Here is a 20,694-nt window from a genome sequence, read left to right as displayed (position 1 = left end):
GTCAAAACCAACCGAACTTGTATTTCAGTTAACAAGTCACTTCTGAGGAAAGCAGGTCGCGTACGACTTTGAGAAAGTCGAGGCGATCTTGCGCATCCTTCACATCTTCTTCCGATACCGGATCGTCGATTGACCAGGACGCCGAGAGTGCAGCATGGCAAGCCGCGTACTGTAGAATCTTGCTTTCCGAGCACCCGATCACCTGAGCCGTGACCAAGGCGATCGCAAGGATGCGATCGGTGTCGCAGGTTATGTCCGGTCGGCCCAGCGGATTTCCGAAGAAATTGGCCGCGTCATAGGCCGGATCGCCGATCAATCCATGGGGATCGATCGCGCGCCAGATCGTGCCTTCTTTCGAGATGATGTTCTCGTGATGAAGATCGCCGTGAAGTGGAATGACAGGCTTCTGGCTCGCAAGCAGATCGCGAGCAAGCGCCGCCGCCCAGACTAGATCGCAAGCGTGATCCGGATGGGCAGGCGCGGCGCGTTCGGTGAGGCCACGAAAATGCCGTGCGAGCGGTGTCAGGCCAGGCGGCGGCGAATGCGGCGAGGGGGCATGCAGTTCTGCCAGAACCTTGGCGAAGACCTCGGTTGCGGCTGCCTCGCCATGGCTTGTACGGAAGTCTTCAAGCGTCAGGAGGCCGGCATCTTCCAGCAGGCAGGCATTGTCCCGCCGGGCGATCAGGCTGACCGCACCATGGCCGTGCCGCCAGGCAAGATAATCCATGCCCGCCAGCTCTTCCATGCCGCGCGGCTTGAGAAGCTTGGCGACGACTGATCTGCCATCAGGCGTTCGGGCGCGATAGACGAGCCTGCCCGGTGTGTCGGCGACGGGCGCGATCTCCTCGAGATGCCAAAGATCCGCCGCCGCATTGATATCCATCGGCAGCTCAGGCCGACAGCATCAAGTCCATGTTCTGGACCGCGGCGCCAGAGGCACCCTTGCCGAGATTGTCGAGGAGTGCAACCAGGTTCAACTGCTCGCCATCGGGCGCGCCGAACACGAAGAGCTTCATCGTATCCTTGCCGGCGAGTTCGACCGCGTTGACACGCGGAAGCTTGGCGGAAACATCCAGCGGCACGACCTCGACGACGTCCTGGCCGGCATAGTGCTCGGCGAGCGCCTTGTGCACGCTTTCAAGGTTCGCGCCGTCCTTGAGGTCGTCGACATAAAGCGGCACCTGCACGATCATGCCCTGCGCAAACTTGCCGACCGAAGGCGAGAAGATCGGCGCATGGTCCAGCATGCCGTGGATTTTCATCTCCGGTACGTGTTTGTGCTTCAGGCTCAGGCCATAGAGGAAATGCGGAGCGTCGATATGGTCCGGATTGTTCGCATCCTCGATCTGCGCGATCATCTGCTTGCCGCCGCCGGTATAGCCGGAGACGGCGTTGACGGTGACCTTGTGACCTGCCGACAGGATGCCAGCCATGACCAGCGGTCGCACGAGACCGATGGCGCCGGTGGGGTAGCAGCCGGGATTTGCAACGTAGCGTGCCGCCCGGATCTTCTCGCCCTGCGCCCTGTCCATTTCGGCAAAACCGTAAGCCCAGTCGGGATGCACCCGATAGGCGGTCGATGTGTCGATGATCCGCACATTGTTGTTGGCGGCGGTCATCGCCACGGCCTCCTTCGACGCGTCGTCGGGCAGGCAGAGGATCGCGATGTCGGCCGAATTCAGGAAATCCTCGCGCATCGCGGCATTGCGGCGCTCGGCCTCGGGGATCGACAGAAGCTCGACATCGGCGCGGCCGGCCATGCGCGTGCGGATCTGCAGACCCGTCGTGCCGTGTTCGCCATCGATGAAGATCTTCGGTTTCATGGTCATTCCCGTCATTCCATAAGGTTTCACAGCGCAGGGGCAGTCTGCGGCCAGCATATAATTGCCGTTTAACAGATAAGCAACAAAAACGCGGCATCATCGCGCCTTCGAACCAAGGGAAAGCGCAGCAGTGGCACCTGCCGACCAGAAGACGCTTGCCGGCAGACTGATCCAGATGATCCGCAAGGTGGCGCTTCACCCTGTAACGGTGATTATCCTTGGCTTGGCCTTCTTCGCGATAGTCCGCTATCTTGATACGCGCCAGCGCTATCTTCTCTATACGGGCGTCATCACGCTGGCATTGTCGTCGCTGTTCTTCCTTCTTTCGCGCAGGCTTTGCTTCTCGCTCTATGCGGGGGGTGCCGTGACCATGCTGCTCGCCGTGGCGTCGGTCATCAAGTACCAGCTGAAGGGCATGGCTTTGCATGCCTATGATTTTATCTTCATGGGCTCCGATTCCTCGGTGCTCGATTTCCTGGTCTCGGCCTATCTGTCGTTGTTTGTCTCCGGTCTTCTGGTTCTTGTGGGCGTGCTGGTGCTGCTCGGCGTGATCTGGCGCGTCGAGAAGCCGCTGTTGCTAAGCTGGATTTGGCGTGCACCACTCCCGGTGATTTTCACCGCGCTGGCTGTCCTGCTCTACCCGGCCAAACGGCCACTTGAGGAGGACTATCTGCCCTTTATCGATGGCTATAACGGCTCGGCCCTCTACATCTCGCTCGGCCAGGTCAGCTTTCCCTTGGACAAGCTCAATTTCGGCGTACCCCTCGACACTGTGAAGATCGATACACCGTTTGAAAACACGGTCACCTGCAAGACAGGCCCGCAGCCAGATTTCTATCTCGTGCTGTCCGAAAGCCAGACCGTGCCAACATATTACAAGGAAATCACTGCGCCTGAAGAACTGTTGACGAGCTACCGCTCGGGCGATGACAAGGTGCATCCGCTTTATGTGGAAACCTTCGGCGGCGGCACATGGGTCACCAATTTCTCCGTCATGACCGGGCTTTCAACCTTCGATTTCGGCGTGCAGGCGCCTTACGTCACGCAACTCATGGAAGGCCGGGTCAAGGGAGCGTTGCCCGATGTGCTGGCGCGTTGCGGCTACCGCACCGTGACGATTATGCCGATGAACTTCAACTTCGTCGGGGAGGGGTTATTCCTTAAATCCATCGGCTTTCAGGAAATCTATGACGCCGAGGCAATGGGCATCGAAACCCATGGTATTCGCGACGAGGTCTATTTCGCCTTCGCTCGCAAGCTGATTGCCGAGCACAGGGCGAAGGACAAGCGGCCGCTGTTCCTGTCGATCCAGACGCTTTTTCCGCATGGAGGATATGATAGCTCGCTCGTGCCGGAAAGTGAGCTATCGACGGTTTTCGCGAGCAATGCGCATGCCAACGAATATATGCGCCGCATGGCTGTCGCACGCCGCGACCTCGGCGCGTTCTCAAACTGGCTGAAGGCAGATCCGGGGCTGAACGGCAGCGTGCTGGCGGAGTATGGCGACCATCAATCAGAAGCCACCAAGGTCTTTGCCGAAGCAAAGGACAAGGATGGCCATCTGTTTTCCGATCCAAGGTCGGACGTCTACAAGACCTTCTTCACCCTCCATGGCTTCGGCACGCCGATCGACTATACGATGCTCAAGCAGGCCGAGGATGTTGGCTTCCTCTCGGCGCGGCTGATCAAGGCGGCCGGGCTTTCGACGTCGCCTGTGTTCGAGGATCTTCTGCGGCTGAGCGATCTTTGCGCGGGCCGATATTTCAGCTGCGTCGATCACCAGGACGAACTTGACCGGCATTTGAAGAAGCGCGTCGATGCCGGCATGCTGAGAGTCAATTGACCAGAATATTCAGCGCGTTGGATTCAATTCCGGAATCCGTTTCGTAGCGCGCTGAATCTCTTTCTCAGCCGGCCGCGATCTTCTCGCCCCGGAGTGCCAGGAGATACATTGCCACCGTCGCACCGGCGATTGCGGTGATGCTGGCATGATCATAGGGCGGGGATACCTCGACCACGTCACCGCCACGGATATCGAGAGACCCGAGCTTCTGCAGCACCGAGAGCATCTTGGCCGACGAAGGCCCGCCCGCGACCGGTGTGCCGGTGCCCGGCGCATAGGCCGGATCCAGGCAATCGATATCGAAGGTGACGTAACACGCTCGGTCGCCGACATGGCCGAGGATCGTCTCGGCGATCGCCGCCGCGGTCATATCCTCGACCTCGTGGCCATAGACCATGCGAATGCCGCAATCCTCCGGGGCGTGCGTACGAATGCCGATCTGGATCGAATGGCTGGTGTCGATCACGCCGTCGCGTGCGGCACGTCCCACGAAGGAGCCATGGTCGATACGCTTGCCGTCATCGAACCATGTGTCCTGATGCGCGTCGAAATGCACCAGCGCCAGTGGACCATGCTTGGCGGCATGCGCCTTCAGCACCGGCCAGGTCACGAAGTGGTCGCCACCGAGCGTGAGCAGGAAGGCGCCGGACTTGATGATCTTGGCCGCTTCCTTCTCGATCGCACCGGGGATCTTCGGATGGTCGCCATAGTCGAACAGGCAGTCGCCATAATCGATGACGGTGAAATCCTCAAACAGGTCGCGATGGAAGGGATATTGCGGATCGTTGTCGAAAATCGCCGACGCCTCGCGGATGGCACGTGGCCCGAAACGGGTGCCCGGCCGGTTCGAGACCGCAGCGTCGAAGGGAATGCCCCAGACGACGGCATCCGCGCCAGACAGATTTTTGGTATACTTCCGTCGCATGAAGGAAAGCGCGCCGGCATAAGTCGGATCGCTCGCGGCGCCCTTGACGGCTTTTGCGGTGAAGGCGTTGTCGGTGGTGCGTGATGGCATGATTCTGGTCCTGCGATGCTGATCGCAGGCTAGAGCCTTCCAGTTCATCCGTCAAAGCTTGGACGACACACTTATTAAAAGTCAGCTGCTCCACAAAAGCAGAAAGGCCGGGTTTCCCCGGCCTTTCCAAATCCGATAAATCGGAAAGCGATTAACGCTTCGAGAACTGGAACGAACGACGTGCCTTCGCACGGCCGTACTTCTTGCGCTCGACCACGCGGCTGTCGCGGGTCAGGAAGCCACCCTTCTTCAGAACGCCGCGCAGCGCGGGCTCGAAGTAGGTCATGGCCTTGGAAATGCCGTGGCGAACCGCACCGGCCTGGCCGGACAGACCGCCGCCGGCAACCGTGGCGATGATGTCGAACTGGCTGTCACGGGCAGCGGCAACCATCGGCTGGCGCAGGATCATCTGCAGCACCGGACGGGCGAAGTAAGCCGAATAGTCCTTGCCGTTGACGACGATCTTGCCGGAGCCGGCCTTGACCCAGACGCGGGCGACCGCATCCTTGCGCTTGCCGGTCGCATAGGAACGGCCGAAATTGTCGACCTTGCGAACGTGAACCGGAGCGGAGGTTTCAACCTGCGTGCCGAGGTCCTTGAGGGAAGAAAGATCAGCCATAATCAGCCTCGCTTGATGTTCTTGGCATTGAGCGTTGCAACGTCGAAGGCGACGGGCTGCTGGGCTTCATGCGGATGGGTTGCGCCGGAATAGACCTTGAGGTTCTTCATCTGGCGACGGCCGAGCGGGCCGCGCGGAACCATGCGTTCGACGGCCTTCTCGAGCACGCGCTCGGGGAAGCGGCCTTCGAGCGTCTGGCGCATCGTGCGCTCCTTGATGCCGCCCGGATAGCCGGTGTGCCAATAGAACTTCTTGTCGGTGAATTTCTTGCCGGTGAAGACGACCTTGTCGGCATTGATGACGATGACGTTGTCGCCGTCGTCGACATGCGGGGTAAAGGTCGGCTTATGCTTGCCGCGAAGGCGGTTGGCGATAATGGAAGCGAGGCGTCCTACAACGAGGCCTTCGGCATCGATCAGGATCCATTTCTTCTCAACTTCCGCCGGCTTCTGTACGAAGGTGGACATGATGTTGTCTCTCATCTGATCCCCGCAACCGGCAGGCCGGCAAAGGGGCGTTTCTTGTTGCTTGGCTTGGGTCGCCTGAGCGCCCAAAAAGAAAGCCACCTCGAAGGGCGGCATTTCTGATGGGGCTTATAGGGCAGGTGGCCGGGATCGTCAAGAACACGATTTCCGAAGCGTCGAAAAATTATTTAGCAATTTCAATTGGTTGGATATGTGGTATTATTTTACCACGCTATTTCTGCGGCGGAATGGAATAGGTGGTCGTTGCATGCGCGATAATCTGGCGCGTATCGACCCGCTCCACCGACACTTCCATCACCGCCAGCGAGCGCCCGAGCTTGAGGATGCGGCAGACGCCATCCAGCGGCACCGGCTCTGGCCGGTTGAGGAAATTGATGTTGAGATTGGTGGTCAGCGCCAGCGCTACCGGCCCGATATGGGCAAGCAGGGCGACATAGGCAGCCACATCCGCAAACGCGAAGATCGAAGGTCCCGACACCGTGCCGCCCGGCCTGAGATGCGCCTCGGTGGGCCAGAAGCGGAGCGTCGCCGTACTCGGGGCGACATCGACGCATTTATAGACATGTCCAGCCGCCGTGATCTGCGGGAATTCGCGTGTGAGGAACTGGTCGATCTGTTCGGCGGTGAGGATGGGGGTCATGGATATCTCATAAACCAGATCATCGGCCTGCGGCTACCCCAGTTTCATCACGAGGGCACCGGCGGCGATGATGCCTCCCGCCACATAGCGCCAGGGACTTGCCTTCTCCTTCAATATGAAGACCGAGATCAGCAGCGCGAAAAAGATCGAAGTCTCGCGAAGTGCCGCGACGGCCGCGATCGGTGCCTTGGTCATGGCATAAAGTGCGAGCCCGTAGGACGCGACCGAGCCGGCGCCGCCGAACAGTCCGCGCTTCCAGGTCTTGCCGACATGCGCGAGAACTGGTCGCGTGCCGCGCGTTGCAAAGGCATAGGCGAAGAGCGGGATCGGCGGCAATATGCATATCCACAGCGTGTAGGCGATCGGATCACCGGCGATATGTGCGCCGCGGCCATCCACGAATGTATAAAGCGATATGACGACTGCGTTGATCAGGGCGACGGCGATCGCCTTGCCGCTGCCGCCTCGCGCTTCGAACGCGAGCGCCAGCACGCCGGCGGAGATCGTGAAGATGCCGAGATACATCGTCGGCTTCAGCGTTTCGCCAAGCAGCAGCCAGGTGGAGAATGTCACCAGCAGCGGGGCGGCACCGCGCATGAGCGGATAGACCAGCCCGATATCGCCATGCTTGTAGGCGGCGCCGACCAGTTGGTAATAGGTGAAATGTATGCAGACCGAGGCGAGGATATAGGGCCATGCCGCGATATGCGGCAGCGGCACGAAGGGCAGGGCGCAGATCGATGCGACCGACGCGCCAAGTGCCACCATGGTCGAATCGAGCTGCTTGTCGGTCCCCGACTTGACCAGCGCATTCCATGTGGCATGCAGGCAGGCGCCGAGAAGAACGAGCAGGACGACATCGAAGGGCATCGGGACCAGCCGCGGGAGGGGCCGGCCGGGGCCGGACATAAGAAGACCGCGCACCTTCACCTGAGTCAGCATCAAAAATCAAAGCGAAAAGCGTAAAAAGCCGGTCTCTTTGCGCAATCACGCCGGCCCTCGACGGTTTTCGCCGGGAAGCGCGCGCTTCAATAAACGGGCGAGCCCCATTGTTGCCATTTTGTTCTCTCAGATGAAAGCGCTTGATCTTTGCGATTGATGTTATTGAAGCGTCGGGTATGGATCGTGTACATCATGCGTACAAAAATAGAACATGGAGACTGCATATGTCACTCGACCCCAGAATCTCATTGGTAACTTTAGGGGTCGAGGATGTGGCCCGCGCGACGGAATTCTATGAAAGGCTCGGTTGGAAGAAGTCCTCGGCCAGCCAGGATTCCGTCACCTTCATCCAACTGAAAGGCACCGTACTTGGGTTATTCTCGCGCGAGGCGCTCGCCCACGATGCCCATGTCGAGAATACGCCGAAAGGGTTTTCCGGCATAACGCTTGCCCATAACGTCACCAGCGAGCGCGGCGTCGATGCGGTCTTCAAGTTCGCGCTTTCCTGTGGCGCCACTGAAGTCAAGAAACCGGAAAAGGTGTTCTGGGGCGGCTATTCCGGCTATTTCGCCGATCCCGACGGCCATCTCTGGGAGGTGGCCTATAATCCGTTCTTCCCGCTCAACGCCGAAGGTCACATTGTCCTGGAAGCGTGAGAAGCCGCGCGCCTAGTAACAGGCGCCGCCCATGCAGGACCGCGTCACGCAGCGCTGTACCAGGCACTGATCGGCATTGGCCGAGGGAATATAAACTTTCTCGGTCGATTGATGCGAACTGCAATATTGCTCGTTGCGCACGTAGCGATCGTAGAGGGTGAACCCTTTCCGGCGCGGCGAGGGATAACGGAAGATCGCCGCACCCTCATTTCGGATGATCGATTTGATCTCGCCGCAGGTTAGTTGCATCGCGGAATAGCGGGAAGTGGCACCGGCGGATGAGAATGCGATCATTGTCATCAGTATCGCCAGCAACCTTGACATCCCGCATCGTCCTCCCAACTTCCTTGTGTCATTCGCCGCGATCCGCGGCCTTCGTCGCCAGCCATCATGAGAGGCACGCATGGACCACGACAATTATGATCGTAACCTGATCCGCGACATTTTGAAAACAACTAAAAATATTGCCATGATCGGTGCGTCTCCGAATCCGGCGCGCCCGAGCTACGGCGTCATGCGCTTTTTGCTCGGCAAGGGCTATCGTGTGATCCCGATCAATCCGGGGCATGCCGGCAAGGAGATCCAGGGCCAGAAGGTCTATGCCTCACTGGCCGACATCGAGGAGGATGTTGACATGGTCGATGTTTTCCGCGCCGCCGACCAGCTTTCCGCTGTCGTGGACGAGGTTCTGGCGATGAAGAAGCTGCCGAAGGTGATCTGGGGCCAGTTGACCGTGCGCGACGATGCGGCCGCGGCAAAGGCCGAGCAAGCGGGCCTGACGGTGATCATGGACCGTTGCCCTGCGATCGAATATCCGCGCGTCGTCGGATGATCAGCGATCGTCTTCGCCGAGCCGCGCGCGAACTTGCGTGGCGCGGATAAGATCGCGGCGTTCGACGGGGGTCGACATGAAGATCGACGCGGCCGCCTGGCCATAGTGAACCGCAGCCTCGAATTCCGATCCCGAGGCCATCTGGCTCGCCAATGCTCCGACGAAGAAATCCATCGCCCCATGCATCGATTCAGGCTTTCCCTTCATCGCGGGGTGATATTCCGGACGGCCACCGCGTTCCATATGCACCAATCCGCCCGCACTGAGAATGATCGCGACGCGCGGCACCTTGTCGGCGAATGGTATGATGGCTTCGAGGGCCACTTTGGGACTGGAGAAAGAACGGCCGGCCATGGCTTCGCCTTCGGCCTGGCCGAGAACGAGAATATCCGAGAGATAGAGCAGTTCTTCCTGCGCCGGTCGCAGGGGGCAGTCATTCAGCATGACAAGCGCACCCGCAGCCTTCGCCTTGCGCGCAAGCACGACATTGGCGTCGGCAGGCAATTCGTTTTGCAGCACGAGATAGCCGGTTTCCGGCGGGATCGTCACCGCGCTGGCGTCAAAGGACAGGTTGGCGCCGCTCACCACGATGGCACCAAAATCACCAAAGGGATTGACGATGGCGACACTTGCGCCTGAAGTCTCGCCGGCGACCGTCTGCAGCATCGAGATATCGACGCCCGCCGCTTCGAGATTGGCAGCCATGATGCGGCCGGCTTCGTCATCGCCGACGCGGCCCGCGAACCACGTCACGACACCGTTGCGCGCCGAGGCAATAGCCTGGTTGCCGCCCTTGCCGCCCGGGATGTAACGGAGCGAATGACCGGGCAGGTATTCGTCGGCAATCGGGAATTTCTCGGCATTGACGACAAGGTCGTGATGCAGCGATCCGGCTACCAATACGTGCTTTGTCATGCGATTACCCTCTCCCGGTAAAGGGTTAGGGCACTTGGCGCCCAAAGTAAATCGCCAGAAAGCGTCTACGACTTCCTGTTGACCGCGATTTCGCCGAGAAGGCGCGCGACCTCTTCCTCCGAGGAAAGATCCGGCGTGGCGCCGGTGATCGGAGACGTGGACCGCACGACGGGCGCCGTCGCATTGCCGGTGAGATTTGCGGCTTCGCGTGGCTCGGCCTTCACCAGCGGCGGCGCGCTGGTATTGCCGAATATGCCGCTGGCATCCAGTTCGGCTTCGAGCAGCTTTTCGAAATCGCTCGGGGTGGCATCGCGCGATGCCGCGGTTGCAGCATCGTCCACGATCGGCGAGGCGGGAGGCGTGACGGTCTGGGCAAACGGCTGAGCGAAGGGCGGCGCATTGTACTGGCTCGCGGGTTGGGCGGATTGCACGCGGCGCATCGCGTCGCTTCTTGCGGCCTCCAATCGGGCGGCGATCGCCTTTGCCTGATCGGCATCCGTCGCCGATTGATCCGAAGTCGTAACAGCCGGCTGCGTGCCGAGCATCCGCGCTCGCGCCTGGTCCAGAGCGCTCTCGGCTGCATCCGCCGTTATAGTGCGCGCCGGCTCCTGACGCGTCTCGACTGGTGTCGCGACCGAGGGCTGGGCGGCGACCTGTTGGCCGAACGACTGGCTTGGCCGCAGGATCGGCGAGGGCCTGGCGAAAGATGCCTCAGTAGGCTCCTGCTTCTGCATCACAGGCCGCTCGATCGGCTGAAAAGCCGGCGTCTGCGCGCCGGGCTTGATGCCTGTCATGGGCTCGCGATCCTCGTCGTAGAGCATCGAGCCCATGGCCGACACATTTCGCTCCGTCTGCTGCTGGTTCCGGCCGGGCAGAGCCTCAAGCGGCACCACGGATTGGACCGGCGCCAGCTTGATTTCGGGCTGCGCATACCGCGCTTCCGCGACGACAGGCCTGGCTTCCGGAACAACCGGCTTTACCTCGGAAAAAACAGGCGTTGCCTCAGGGACAACCGGCCTGGCCTCGGCCTGTACCGGCACGTGACGCTCAACCGGGCGCATCACCGGCTGCGGTGCAGGCTCAGGCCTCCGCTCCGGCGTGGCGACTGGCGTCAGTCTTGGCTCGCTCACCGATTCCGGGCTACTTGCGGCAGTCGCTTTTGCAGCGACCGGCAATTCCTGGACAGCGGGCTCGGCCTTGTTTGCTACGACCGCCTGACGGTCGGCGATGCCGGTCTCGATGACGATATCGGTCGGCCCGCCGATCATGATCAGGTGCTCGACATCGTCGCGACGGATCAGCACCAGGCGGCGCTTCGGATCGACCGCGGCGGCATCGAGGATCATCAGACGCGGCTCGCGCGCCTTTCCGCCTTTGATGAACAAAGGAGAGTTCCGACGCTTGAGAAACAGGAGCACGAAGATCAGCACGATGAAGGCGACACCGACGCCGCCGATCGCGAGAACAAGCCGAGGCGCCAGGTCGGGGGTCAATCCGTCGAGCATGGTCATATCCTTTCCGGCAACGTTCTATGAGCCTTGAGCGGCTGCCTCCAACATAACTGAATCCTTATCGGATCAGCCAGTCCTATTGGTCATAGACGGCTTTTTTCGGGCTTGGCAAGCGGTTTTGGGCCACCAGCCGCCCGAAACCGGGGACGGAGTTGTGCGAGGCTTGCTGCATGGCCTTTTTTGCCAGCCAAAGCGGTGAATAGATGGTGATGCCGCTTTTTGCCCGGCCCCCGAATTGATAAGGATTGAGTCGCGGGACCGTTCGTCTCGCTGTATTTGAGGTATCGATGACAAATCTGAAACCGGCGGGCGACTATCAGATGCCTGTGGTCGAGAACGCCCACAGGCCCGGTTTGGTCCTGCGCCTGGTTCTGCTCGCGCTGGTGCTGCTGGCGACGGCCGCCGCCTTCGTCTGGTTCCGCGACCAGATGGAAAACGAACTCGTGCTTGGCATACTCGGCGTGCTGGCGATGGCCGGCATATTCTTCGTCGTCTCGGCGGTCATCGGTTTTGTCGAGATCATGCCGCAGAACCGCACCGACCGCATACCGCGCGCCTTTCTCGATACCCATCCCGACGGCACCATCGTCACCGACCGGAAAGGCCGGCTGATCTATGCGAATGCCGCCTATGCCAGGCTCACAGGCGCGGAAAATCCTGCCGCCATCCTTACACTGGAAACGCTGCTGTCGAAGAACCGCGAGACGACCGAGGCGGTCTACCGCCTGACCAACGGGCTGATGGAAGGCAAATCCGGTTATGAGGAATTCCGCCTTGCTCATCCGCTCGGCCATCCCGAGGGCGGACCGCAACAGGCATGGTGGTACCGGCTGAAGGCGCGGCCGCTGAAGCTCGAGGACGAGGGCGGCGGCCCGATCTTCCTCTGGCAGATCTCCGATATTTCCGCCGAACGCGACGACCAGGAACGTTTCTTCCGCGAGCTTCAGAACGCGATCGATTATCTCGACCACGCGCCGGCCGGTTTCTTCTCAGCCGGGCGCAAGGGCGAGATTTTTTACGTCAACGCGACGCTCGCCGAATGGCTCGGCATCGATCTCACCCAGTTCCAGCCCGGCTCGCTCGGCATCCGCGATATCGCGGCGGGCGAGGGACTGACCCGGATGGAGACCATCCAACCCGAGCCCGGCCAGACCCGCACCGAAACGCTCGATCTCGATTTCCGCAAGGTCGGCGGCCAGAGCCTGCCGGTGCGGATCGTGCACCGTGTGTCGGCCATGAAGGACGGCGCGCCGGGCGAAAGCCGCACGATCGTGCTCAAGCGCCAGCGCGACGAGACGGCCGCGAACGACGATTCCTCAGCCGCCCAGCGCTTCAACCGCTTCTTCAACAACACGCCGATGGCGATTGCCTCGGTCGATGGGGAAGGGCGCATCCTGCGCACCAATACCCAGTTCATGAAACTGTTTTCGGGGCTGGTTTCGCATGACGATGGCACCGTAGACCTCAGCGTCGTCGTCCACGAGTCCGACCGCGCCCGTCTCGCTGACGCTTTGGCCGCCGCCAAGGACCGCAAGGTCGATATCGAGCCCGTCGATTCCCGCCACCCCGCCGATGAGGCGCGCGCCTTCCGCTTCTACGTCAATGCCGTGATCGACCAGTCGGGCGAGGCGCCCGAAGAGGCGGCGATCGTCTATGCCGTCGAGACCACGCAGCAGAAGGCGCTGGAAAACCAGATGGCGCAGACGCAGAAGATGAATGCCGTGGGCACGCTGGCCGGCGGCATCGCGCACGATTTCAACAATGTGCTGACCGCCATCCTCCTCTCATCCGACCACCTGCTGCTCCAGGCCCGGCAATCGGATTCGAGCTTCGCCGATCTCATGGAGATCAAGCGCAACGCCAATCGCGCCGCCGTGCTGGTGCGCCAGTTGCTGGCCTTCTCCCGCAAGCAGACGCTCCGTCCGGCCGTCATCAACCTCACGGATGCGATCGGCGACTTGCGCATGCTGGTGGCGCGCATGCTGTCCGGCACCAAGGTGAAGCTGGAGGTCGATTACGGCCGCGACCTCTGGCCTGTCAAAACCGACCTCTCGCAGTTCGAGCAGGTCATGGTGAACCTCTCGGTCAATGCCCGCGACGCCATGCCCGAAGGCGGCACGCTGACCATCAGCACCCGCAATGTCACTGCCGAAGAAGCCGGTCGTATGGGCCATCGCGGGCTGGCTGCCGAGGATTTCGTGCTCGTCGATGTCTCCGACACCGGCACCGGCATCGCGCCCGAGATCATGGACAAGATCTTCGAGCCCTTCTTCACCACCAAGGAAGTGGGCAAGGGCACCGGGCTCGGACTGTCAATGGTCTACGGCATCATCAAGCAATCCGGCGGCTATGTGATTCCGGAATCCGAAATCGGCAAGGGCACTGTCTTCCACATCTTCCTGCCGCGCCACATTCCGGTCGAGCTGCCGGAGAGCGAACGTGTCGCGGTCGCCGAGGCCGTTAGCACCAAGGCGGCGGATGCCGATCTCGACCTCACCGGCAATTCAGCCGTCGTTCTGCTCGTCGAGGATGAAGAAGCGGTGCGGCGCGGCGGCAAGCGCATGCTGGAAACGCGCGGCTATACCGTCCACGAGGCCGGCTCCGGCGTCGAGGCACTCGACATCCTCGAAGAACTCGACGGCAAGGTCGATGTGGTCGTCTCCGACGTCGTCATGCCGGAAATGGATGGTCCGACGCTGCTCGGCGAAATTCGCAAACGCTGGCCGGACCTGAAGTTCATCTTCGTCTCGGGCTTCGCCGAGGACGCCTTCGCCCGCAACCTGCCCGAGGGCTCGAATTTCGGCTTCCTGCCGAAGCCGTTTTCGCTCAAGCAACTGGCGACGACGGTGCGGGAGATGCTGGATAGCTGAGGCCCAAGCGATTGTCGCTGGCCGTTTGACTGCGAGGTTCTGACATGCCCGAATCCGCTTTGACAGTCCTGACGGTTCCGGTTTTCAGTACGCTCTGCAATGAGGCTTTCAGGTTGCGTCGCGCTGTCTTCATCGTCGAGCAGAGGGTGCCGGAGGAAGAGGAGTTCGACGCCGACGACCTCACCGCGATCCATGTCGTCGCAATTGCCGACGGCGAAATCTGCGGTACGCTGCGCATCATCCGCGACGAAGAGCACATCAAGATCGGTCGTGTCGTTGTTGCGATATCCGCACGCGGACGTGGTGTCGCGAGCGCCATGATCGCCTATGCGATGGCACTGCAGCCGCAAGGCTCGAATTTCTACCTCACGGCACAAACCGATAAGACCGCGCTCTACGAGAAGTTTGGCTTCATAGCCTTCGGGGACGTATTCGACGACGGCGGAATGCCGCACATCGCGATGAAGACTTATTGAAGGTCCGTCACGCCGCTAGCGCCACCGCGATCTTCGCCGCCAGCCTGGCATTGTTCTCGACCAGCGCGATGTTGGTCGTCAGGCTCCGGCCCTCGGTCAGGTAATAGATGTCGGAGAGCAGGAAAGGCGTCACCGCCTTGCCCGCGATACCCTTTTCTCCGGCATTCGTGAGTGCCTGGCGGATGTAGTTTTCCATTTCGCCTGCCGGAATCTCATCCTTCTCCGGCACCGGATTGCCGATCAGCATGCCGCCGGCGATGCCGAGGGACTCACGCATATGCTGGAAAGCCGCGATCCGTTCGGCGCTGTCGAGCCTGAGCGGGCTCTTGAACCCTGAACTGCGCGACCAGAAAGCGGGAAAATCATCCTGGCCGAGGGTGACGACGGGCACGCCCTTGGTTTCCAGCACTTCCAGCGTCTTCGGCACGTCGAGGATCGCCTTGGCGCCGGCTGAGACGACGATCACCGGCGTCCGCGACAGTTCCTCGAGATCGGCCGATATGTCGAAACTCTCTTCCGCCTTGCGGTGGACGCCGCCGATGCCGCCGGTGGCAAACACATGAATGCCCGCGCGCGCGGCGGCAATCATCGTTGCGGCGACGGTCGTGGCGCCGGTCCGGCCTTCGGAGATGGCGAAGGCGAGATCGGCGCGCGACAGCTTCATCGCATCGGATGTCCGGGCCAGCGCTTCGAGTTCCGATGGTTCGAGGCCGATATGCAGGTTGCCGTTGATGACGGCGATGGTCGCGGGGACAGCGCCTTCCGAACGAATGATCTCTTCGACGCTCTGGGCCATTTCGAGATTGCCGGGATAGGGCATGCCGTGGGTGATGATGGTCGATTCAAGCGCCACGACCGGCACGCCGTTGGCCTTGGCCGCGGCCACTTCGGATGAATAGGAAACGGGGAGGGCGTGCGCGTCGGTCATCGGTTTTAGGTCCTGAAACGTTGTTGGCGGCTTACAACACGATTTCGGCTGATGGCACAAGGGGAAGGGTGCTCATCAGCAGATCGCGCGTGAGATCCTCGGCGGTGGCCATTTCGCTGGCAAGCGCAAGCCGCGCCGAGGCAGCGCCATGCACGATGCCGTCGCCGAGTGTACCACCTTCCAGCCGCGCATGCAGGAAGCCCGCGGCAAAGCCGTCACCCGCGCCGGTCACATCGCCGATCACCTCGAGCGGTGGCGGTAGCAATGACGCCTGCGAGGCCTCGTCCCAGGCGACGATTTCCCGGCCGCCGCGTGTGATCGCACCGCCTTTGAGACCTGTGGCCCGCATGATCGCCGGCCATGCGCGGTGGTCATTGGGCGTCTCTCCCGTCAGCGCGCGCGCCTCGGCCTCGTTCATGAAGAGATAGTCGAGCCGGTCGAGCAGATCCTGGAACCGCACGACTTTGGCCGGCGAAATGCCGATCGCCGCGACCGACAGGTTCCGTTCGTCCGCAGCCTCGGTCAGCGCCGCGAGCGTCTCGGCGGGGAGGTTGGCATCCGTGAGGATGAATGCAGCGTCGTCGAACTGGTCGCGGACCTGCCGCGCGGCCAGCCGCTTGGGGCTGAAAAACCGGTAGAGATCCATGTCGGCGAGCGCGATGACCAGATTGCCGTCGCGCTCCATGATCGCCGTATAGGTCGGCGTCCGGCGATCGAGAAAGGTGAAGGGCCGGTCGATGATGCCGGCGCTTTCCGCCGCCGCCGCGACCGCGTCGCCCTCGGAATCGCCGCCGCGCGCCGAGATCAGCGTCACGCGGTGGCCGAGGCGGGAGAGGCTGCGCGCGCAGTTGAAGGCGCCGCCGCCGGCCTCTTCCTTCCACATGCCGGGGTTGGATGCGCCCGGTGCGGTCGCGCCGGAAATCCGTCCGCGCCGGTCGATATGGGCGCCGCCCAGAACGAGGATGTCAGTCATGCCAAAAATTCCGTCTGCCACTCGAATCATCCATATCGCCCCGGGGCAAAAAGAAGCAAGTGCGCCTGTTGATAAACCCTTGCAGGGATTGCGAAAACAAAAATAGAACACGCATCGGATTGACCCATAAGTTCAATAATTTAAGACCCACTTGCAATAAGAGAACAAATAGGGTACACAACCTTCATCGACACATTGCTTCGTCGGCTCCGATAACTTAAAGGTGGACCAAATGGCTCAGAATTCGCTGCGACTGGTAGAGGACAACAAATCGGTGGACAAAAGCAAGGCACTGGACGCGGCGCTCTCCCAGATCGAACGGTCGTTCGGCAAGGGATCGATCATGCGCCTCGGCTCGAACGAGAACATCATCGAGATCGAAACCATCTCCACCGGTTCGCTCAGCCTCGATATCGCGCTCGGCGTCGGGGGCCTGCCGAAGGGCCGCATCGTCGAGATCTACGGTCCTGAAAGCTCGGGCAAGACCACGCTTGCCCTGCAGACCATCGCCGAGGCCCAGAAGAAGGGCGGTATCTGCGCCTTCGTCGATGCCGAACATGCGCTCGATCCCGTCTATGCCCGCAAGCTGGGTGTCGATCTCGAAAACCTGCTGATCTCGCAGCCCGATACCGGCGAACAGGCACTCGAAATCACCGATACGCTGGTTCGATCAGGCGCGATCGACGTGCTGGTCGTCGACTCGGTCGCGGCACTGACGCCACGCGCCGAAATCGAAGGCGAGATGGGCGACAGCCTGCCGGGCCTGCAGGCCCGCCTCATGAGCCAGGCGCTGCGCAAGCTCACCGCATCGATCTCGCGTTCCAACACGATGGTGATCTTCATCAACCAGATCCGCATGAAGATCGGCGTCATGTACGGTTCGCCGGAAACCACCACCGGCGGCAACGCGCTGAAATTCTATGCCTCCGTCCGCCTCGACATCCGCCGCATCGGCTCGGTCAAGGAGCGCGAGGAAGTCATCGGCAACCAGACCCGCGTCAAGGTCGTCAAGAACAAGCTTGCACCTCCCTTCAAGCAGGTCGAATTCGACATCATGTATGGCGAGGGCGTCTCCAAGAATGGCGAACTTGTCGATCTCGGCGTCAAGGCCGGCATTGTCGAGAAATCCGGCGCCTGGTTCTCCTATAACAGCCAGCGCCTCGGTCAGGGCCGTGAGAATGCCAAGACCTTCCTCAAGGAAAATCCGGATCTCGCCAACGAGATCGAACTGGCGCTCCGCCAGAATGCCGGCCTGATCGCCGACCGCTTCCTGGAGAACGGCTCGCCAGAGGCCGATGTGGACTCGCCTGACGCCTGATCAGCGACGTTGAAACCGGTGCGTGCCAGCGCATCGAATGAACCCAACCCGGCCGCCGCCGAAACCGGCGCGCCGGGTTTTGTTTTTCTGGACATGGTCAAGCACGGGCGATAAAAGCCGGTGTCCAAAATGGCGCCGGTTGCGGCGTCTAGAAGGTTTGAAAGGCATATTATGAGTGGCGTGAACGAAATCCGGTCGGCATTCCTGGATTACTTCAAGAAGAACGGGCACGAGGTCGTTCCTTCTTCGCCGCTCGTTCCGCGCAACGACCCGACCCTGATGTTCACCAATGCCGGCATGGTGCAGTTCAAGAACGTCTTCACCGGCCTGGAACAGCGCCCCTACAAGACCGCTGCGACCGCGCAGAAATGCGTCCGCGCCGGCGGCAAGCATAACGACCTCGACAATGTCGGCTACACCGCGCGCCACCACACCTTCTTCGAAATGCTCGGCAATTTCTCCTTCGGTGACTATTTCAAGGAACGCGCGATCGAACTCGCCTGGAACCTGATCACCAAGGAATACGGTATCGACCGCAACCGCCTGCTGGTCACCGTCTACCATACCGATGACGAGGCATTCGGGCTCTGGCAGAAGATCGCCGGCCTGTCGGACCGTCGCATCATCCGCATCCCGACATCGGACAATTTCTGGGCCATGGGCGATACCGGCCCCTGCGGTCCCTGCTCGGAAATCTTCTACGATCACGGCGAGCATATCTGGGGCGGTCCTCCGGGTTCCGCCGATGAAGATGGTGATCGTTTCATCGAGATTTGGAACCTCGTCTTCATGCAGTATGAGCAGCTGACTAGGGAAGAGCGGATCGACCTCCCGCGTCCGTCGATCGATACCGGCATGGGCCTCGAGCGCGTCTCGGCGCTGCTGCAAGGCAAGCACGACAATTACGATACCGACCTGTTCGGTGCGCTGATCGCTGCCTCGATGGAAGCGACCGGCGTCGATGACCAGGGTGATCGCCGCGCGAGCCACCGCGTCATCGCCGACCATCTCCGCTCGACCGCCTTCCTGATCGCCGATGGCGTTCTGCCGAACAATGAAGGTCGCGGCTATGTGCTCCGCCGCATCATGCGTCGCGCCATGCGCCACGCCCAGTTGCTCGGCGCCCGCGATCCCTTGATGTACCGGCTCGTGCCGGCGCTGGTGTTGCAGATGGGCGCGGCCTATCCCGAGCTGATCCGCGCCGAGGCCCTGATCACCGAGACCTTGAAGCTCGAGGAAACCCGTTTTCGCAGAACGCTGGAGCGCGGCCTCGGCCTGCTCAACGAGGCCGTTGGGGGCTTGGGTGAAGGCGCCGAGCTTGACGGCGATACGGCGTTCAAGCTCTACGACACGTATGGCTTCCCGCTCGACCTCACGCAGGACGCGCTGCGCCAGAAGGGCATCGGCGTCGATACCGAGGGCTTCTCCAAGGCCATGCAGCGGCAGAAAGCCGAGGCACGCGCCAATTGGTCGGGTTCCGGTGACGCCGCAACGGAGACCGTCTGGTACGAGCTGAAGGACGTCCACGGTGCGACCGAATTCCTCGGCTACGAGACGGAGCGCGCCGAAGGCGTCGTGCAGGCGCTGGTCGTTGGCGGCAAGCAGATCACCGAAGCCAATGCCGGCGACAAGGTTCAGGTCGTCGTCAATCAGACGCCGTTCTACGGCGAGTCCGGCGGCCAGATGGGCGACACCGGCGTCATCGTTTTCGAAGGCGGCCGCGCGATCGTCACCGACACCCAGAAGAAGGGCGAAGGCCTCTTTGTGCATTCGGCCGAGATCACCGAACGCACGCTGAAGGCCGGCGATCCGGTGACGCTCGAGGTCGATCACGCTCGCCGCAGCCGGATTCGCTCCAATCACTCCGCCACCCATCTCATCCATGAGGCGCTGCGCGAGGTGCTGGGCACCCATGTCGCGCAGAAGGGTTCGCTCGTTGCACCGGAGCGGCTACGTTTCGACGTCTCGCATCCCAAGCCGATGTCGGCGGAGGAACTGAAGGAAGTCGAGGAGATCGCCAACGATATCGTGGTGCAGAACGCCTCGGTTTCGACGCGGCTGATGAGCGTCGATGACGCGATCGCCGAGGGTGCGATGGCGCTGTTCGGCGAGAAATACGGCGACGAGGTGCGCGTCGTGTCGATGGGCACCGCCAAGCGTGGCGCGAAATCCGGCAAGCCTTACTCCGTGGAACTCTGCGGCGGAACCCATGTCCGTGAGACCGGCGATATCGGGCTGATCCGTATTCTCAGCGACAGCGCCGTGGGCGCCGGCGTGCGCCGCATCGAGGCGCTGACCGGCGAGGCGGCACGCGAATATCTCTCGACGCAGGACGAGCGCGTCAAGCAGCTCGCTTCGATCCTCAAGGTCCAGCCGGACGACGTGCTCGCCCGTGTCGAGGGCCTGATGGACGAGCGCCGCAAGCTCGAGCGCGAACTCACTGAGACCAAGAAGAAGCTCGCCATGGGCGGCGGCGGTTCTTCGGCGGAGCAGGGCGTGCGCGACGTCAACGGTATAAAATTTCTCGGCCGCGTGATCACCGGCGTCGAGCCGCGCGATCTCAAAAGCCTGGCCGACGAAGGCAAGAAGACTGCCGGTTCCGGCATCGTCACACTGATCGGCGTGTCGGAGGATGGCAAGGCAAGCGCCGTCGTGGCCGTTACCGACGACCTGACGGGCCGTTTCTCGGCTGTCGATCTTGTCCGTGTCGCCTCCCAGGCGCTTGGCGGCAAGGGCGGCGGCGGCCGGCCGGACATGGCTCAGGCCGGCGGGCCAGATGGCGCGAAAGCCGATGAGGCACTCGAAGCGGTTGCAGCCGCGCTCGGCTGAGCACGGCCTTCCGGCATGC

The 20,694-nt window shown here is 61.6% G+C and carries 19 protein-coding genes; 7 read left to right on the top strand and 12 right to left on the bottom strand.

Annotated elements, in window-relative coordinates; genetic code table 11:
• Positions 1–28 precede the first annotated feature (28 nt).
• Together ACSQ26_RS12595 and argC are read right to left on the bottom strand one after the other, a co-directional pair.
• Entirely contained in the window at positions 29–883 is an 855-nt protein-coding gene (locus ACSQ26_RS12595; RefSeq protein ID WP_436009225.1) for an aminoglycoside phosphotransferase family protein, read from the bottom strand.
• A gap of 7 nt (positions 884–890) precedes the next feature.
• Positions 891–1,823: an N-acetyl-gamma-glutamyl-phosphate reductase gene (argC, locus tag ACSQ26_RS12590; protein WP_436015242.1), complete on the bottom strand. Its 933-nt coding sequence runs from the start codon at positions 1,821–1,823 to the stop codon at positions 891–893.
• Between the two features lie 130 nt (positions 1,824–1,953).
• Between argC and ACSQ26_RS12585 the strand changes: the two genes are divergently transcribed.
• Positions 1,954–3,666 carry a sulfatase-like hydrolase/transferase gene (locus ACSQ26_RS12585; RefSeq protein ID WP_436009223.1) on the top strand — a complete coding sequence of 571 codons (1,713 nt, stop codon included), beginning with the start codon at positions 1,954–1,956 and terminating at the stop codon, positions 3,664–3,666.
• A 64-nt stretch (positions 3,667–3,730) separates the two neighbouring features.
• Here ACSQ26_RS12585 and speB read toward each other — a convergent pair whose 3' ends face one another.
• From speB to ACSQ26_RS12560, 5 genes are all read right to left on the bottom strand, one after another.
• Positions 3,731–4,681 (bottom strand): agmatinase, encoded by a 951-nt coding sequence (gene speB / locus ACSQ26_RS12580; RefSeq protein WP_436009221.1) that lies wholly within the window; start codon positions 4,679–4,681, stop codon positions 3,731–3,733.
• Positions 4,682–4,832: 151 nt separating this feature from the next.
• Positions 4,833–5,300, bottom strand: a complete 468-nt coding sequence (gene rpsI, locus ACSQ26_RS12575) for a 30S ribosomal protein S9 (protein WP_436009219.1) — start codon at positions 5,298–5,300, stop codon at positions 4,833–4,835.
• Between the two features lie 2 nt (positions 5,301–5,302).
• On the bottom strand, positions 5,303–5,767 hold the full coding sequence (gene rplM, locus ACSQ26_RS12570) for a 50S ribosomal protein L13 (protein WP_258161702.1): 465 nt from the start codon (positions 5,765–5,767) through the stop codon (positions 5,303–5,305).
• Between the two features lie 229 nt (positions 5,768–5,996).
• Complete coding sequence (locus tag ACSQ26_RS12565) at positions 5,997–6,431, bottom strand: PaaI family thioesterase (protein ID WP_436015240.1); 435 nt, start codon at positions 6,429–6,431, stop codon at positions 5,997–5,999.
• 27 nt (positions 6,432–6,458) lie between these two features.
• Positions 6,459–7,295, bottom strand: a complete 837-nt coding sequence (locus ACSQ26_RS12560; RefSeq protein ID WP_436009217.1) for an EamA family transporter — start codon at positions 7,293–7,295, stop codon at positions 6,459–6,461.
• 296 nt (positions 7,296–7,591) lie between these two features.
• On the opposite strand from ACSQ26_RS12560, the gene ACSQ26_RS12555 reads away from it, so the two are divergent.
• A complete protein-coding gene (locus ACSQ26_RS12555) occupies positions 7,592–8,023 on the top strand; it encodes a VOC family protein (protein ID WP_436009215.1) in 432 nt (143 codons plus the stop codon).
• Positions 8,024–8,035: 12 nt separating this feature from the next.
• Here ACSQ26_RS12555 and ACSQ26_RS12550 read toward each other — a convergent pair whose 3' ends face one another.
• Positions 8,036–8,323, bottom strand: a complete 288-nt coding sequence (locus tag ACSQ26_RS12550) for a hypothetical protein (protein WP_436009213.1) — start codon at positions 8,321–8,323, stop codon at positions 8,036–8,038.
• A gap of 103 nt (positions 8,324–8,426) precedes the next feature.
• Here ACSQ26_RS12550 and ACSQ26_RS12545 point away from each other — a divergent pair, with 103 nt between their 5' ends.
• Entirely contained in the window at positions 8,427–8,855 is a 429-nt protein-coding gene (locus ACSQ26_RS12545) for a CoA-binding protein (RefSeq protein ID WP_436009211.1), read from the top strand.
• On the opposite strand, the gene ACSQ26_RS12540 is transcribed toward ACSQ26_RS12545, so the two are convergent.
• Complete coding sequence (locus ACSQ26_RS12540) at positions 8,856–9,770, bottom strand: PfkB family carbohydrate kinase (RefSeq protein ID WP_436009209.1); 915 nt, start codon at positions 9,768–9,770, stop codon at positions 8,856–8,858. It abuts the gene before it with no gap.
• A gap of 65 nt (positions 9,771–9,835) precedes the next feature.
• Positions 9,836–11,275, bottom strand: coding sequence for a hypothetical protein (locus ACSQ26_RS12535; protein WP_436009207.1), 1,440 nt, complete (start codon positions 11,273–11,275; stop codon positions 9,836–9,838).
• 293 nt (positions 11,276–11,568) lie between these two features.
• On the opposite strand from ACSQ26_RS12535, the gene cckA reads away from it, so the two are divergent.
• Positions 11,569–14,151, top strand: coding sequence for a cell cycle histidine kinase CckA (gene cckA, locus ACSQ26_RS12530; protein WP_436009205.1), 2,583 nt, complete (start codon positions 11,569–11,571; stop codon positions 14,149–14,151).
• Between the two features lie 44 nt (positions 14,152–14,195).
• Positions 14,196–14,627: a GNAT family N-acetyltransferase gene (locus ACSQ26_RS12525; protein WP_436009203.1), complete on the top strand. Its 432-nt coding sequence runs from the start codon at positions 14,196–14,198 to the stop codon at positions 14,625–14,627.
• Positions 14,628–14,634: 7 nt separating this feature from the next.
• Here ACSQ26_RS12525 and ACSQ26_RS12520 read toward each other — a convergent pair whose 3' ends face one another.
• Together ACSQ26_RS12520 and ACSQ26_RS12515 are read right to left on the bottom strand one after the other, a co-directional pair.
• On the bottom strand, positions 14,635–15,555 hold the full coding sequence (locus ACSQ26_RS12520; RefSeq protein ID WP_436009201.1) for a pseudouridine-5'-phosphate glycosidase: 921 nt from the start codon (positions 15,553–15,555) through the stop codon (positions 14,635–14,637).
• A 31-nt stretch (positions 15,556–15,586) separates the two neighbouring features.
• Positions 15,587–16,528: a carbohydrate kinase family protein gene (locus ACSQ26_RS12515; protein ID WP_436009199.1), complete on the bottom strand. Its 942-nt coding sequence runs from the start codon at positions 16,526–16,528 to the stop codon at positions 15,587–15,589.
• 232 nt (positions 16,529–16,760) lie between these two features.
• On the opposite strand from ACSQ26_RS12515, the gene recA reads away from it, so the two are divergent.
• The gene (gene recA / locus ACSQ26_RS12510) at positions 16,761–17,846 is read left to right on the top strand and encodes a recombinase RecA (protein ID WP_258161714.1); all 1,086 of its coding nucleotides are present in this window, start codon (positions 16,761–16,763) and stop codon (positions 17,844–17,846) included.
• A gap of 171 nt (positions 17,847–18,017) precedes the next feature.
• Positions 18,018–20,675 carry an alanine--tRNA ligase gene (gene alaS / locus ACSQ26_RS12505; RefSeq protein ID WP_436009196.1) on the top strand — a complete coding sequence of 886 codons (2,658 nt, stop codon included), beginning with the start codon at positions 18,018–18,020 and terminating at the stop codon, positions 20,673–20,675.
• Positions 20,676–20,694 lie beyond the last annotated feature (19 nt).

The organism is Rhizobium sp. LjRoot254, assembly GCF_964254105.1.
Lineage (GTDB): Bacteria > Pseudomonadota > Alphaproteobacteria > Rhizobiales > Rhizobiaceae > Rhizobium_E.
This window is presented reverse-complemented; position numbering and strand designations above follow the sequence as displayed.

Bases quoted from the DNA above. Each gene is read 5' to 3' on its own strand.
- ACSQ26_RS12555 (WP_436009215.1), top strand. From the start codon at position 7,592: ATGTCACTCGACCCCAGAATCTCATTGGTAACTTTAGGGGTCGAGGAT.
- ACSQ26_RS12540 (WP_436009209.1), bottom strand. From the start codon at position 9,770: ATGACAAAGCACGTATTGGTAGCCGGATCGCTGCATCACGACCTTGTC.
- rplM (WP_258161702.1), bottom strand. From the start codon at position 5,767: ATGTCCACCTTCGTACAGAAGCCGGCGGAAGTTGAGAAGAAATGGATC.
- ACSQ26_RS12525 (WP_436009203.1), top strand. From the start codon at position 14,196: ATGCCCGAATCCGCTTTGACAGTCCTGACGGTTCCGGTTTTCAGTACG.
- ACSQ26_RS12515 (WP_436009199.1), bottom strand. From the start codon at position 16,528: ATGACTGACATCCTCGTTCTGGGCGGCGCCCATATCGACCGGCGCGGA.
- ACSQ26_RS12535 (WP_436009207.1), bottom strand. From the start codon at position 11,275: ATGCTCGACGGATTGACCCCCGACCTGGCGCCTCGGCTTGTTCTCGCG.
- cckA (WP_436009205.1), top strand. From the start codon at position 11,569: ATGACAAATCTGAAACCGGCGGGCGACTATCAGATGCCTGTGGTCGAG.
- ACSQ26_RS12595 (WP_436009225.1), bottom strand. From the start codon at position 883: ATGGATATCAATGCGGCGGCGGATCTTTGGCATCTCGAGGAGATCGCG.
- ACSQ26_RS12560 (WP_436009217.1), bottom strand. From the start codon at position 7,295: ATGCCCTTCGATGTCGTCCTGCTCGTTCTTCTCGGCGCCTGCCTGCAT.
- rpsI (WP_436009219.1), bottom strand. From the start codon at position 5,300: ATGGCTGATCTTTCTTCCCTCAAGGACCTCGGCACGCAGGTTGAAACC.
- ACSQ26_RS12520 (WP_436009201.1), bottom strand. From the start codon at position 15,555: ATGACCGACGCGCACGCCCTCCCCGTTTCCTATTCATCCGAAGTGGCC.
- ACSQ26_RS12550 (WP_436009213.1), bottom strand. From the start codon at position 8,323: ATGACAATGATCGCATTCTCATCCGCCGGTGCCACTTCCCGCTATTCC.
- ACSQ26_RS12545 (WP_436009211.1), top strand. From the start codon at position 8,427: ATGGACCACGACAATTATGATCGTAACCTGATCCGCGACATTTTGAAA.
- speB (WP_436009221.1), bottom strand. From the start codon at position 4,681: ATGCCATCACGCACCACCGACAACGCCTTCACCGCAAAAGCCGTCAAG.
- recA (WP_258161714.1), top strand. From the start codon at position 16,761: ATGGCTCAGAATTCGCTGCGACTGGTAGAGGACAACAAATCGGTGGAC.
- argC (WP_436015242.1), bottom strand. From the start codon at position 1,823: ATGAAACCGAAGATCTTCATCGATGGCGAACACGGCACGACGGGTCTG.
- alaS (WP_436009196.1), top strand. From the start codon at position 18,018: ATGAGTGGCGTGAACGAAATCCGGTCGGCATTCCTGGATTACTTCAAG.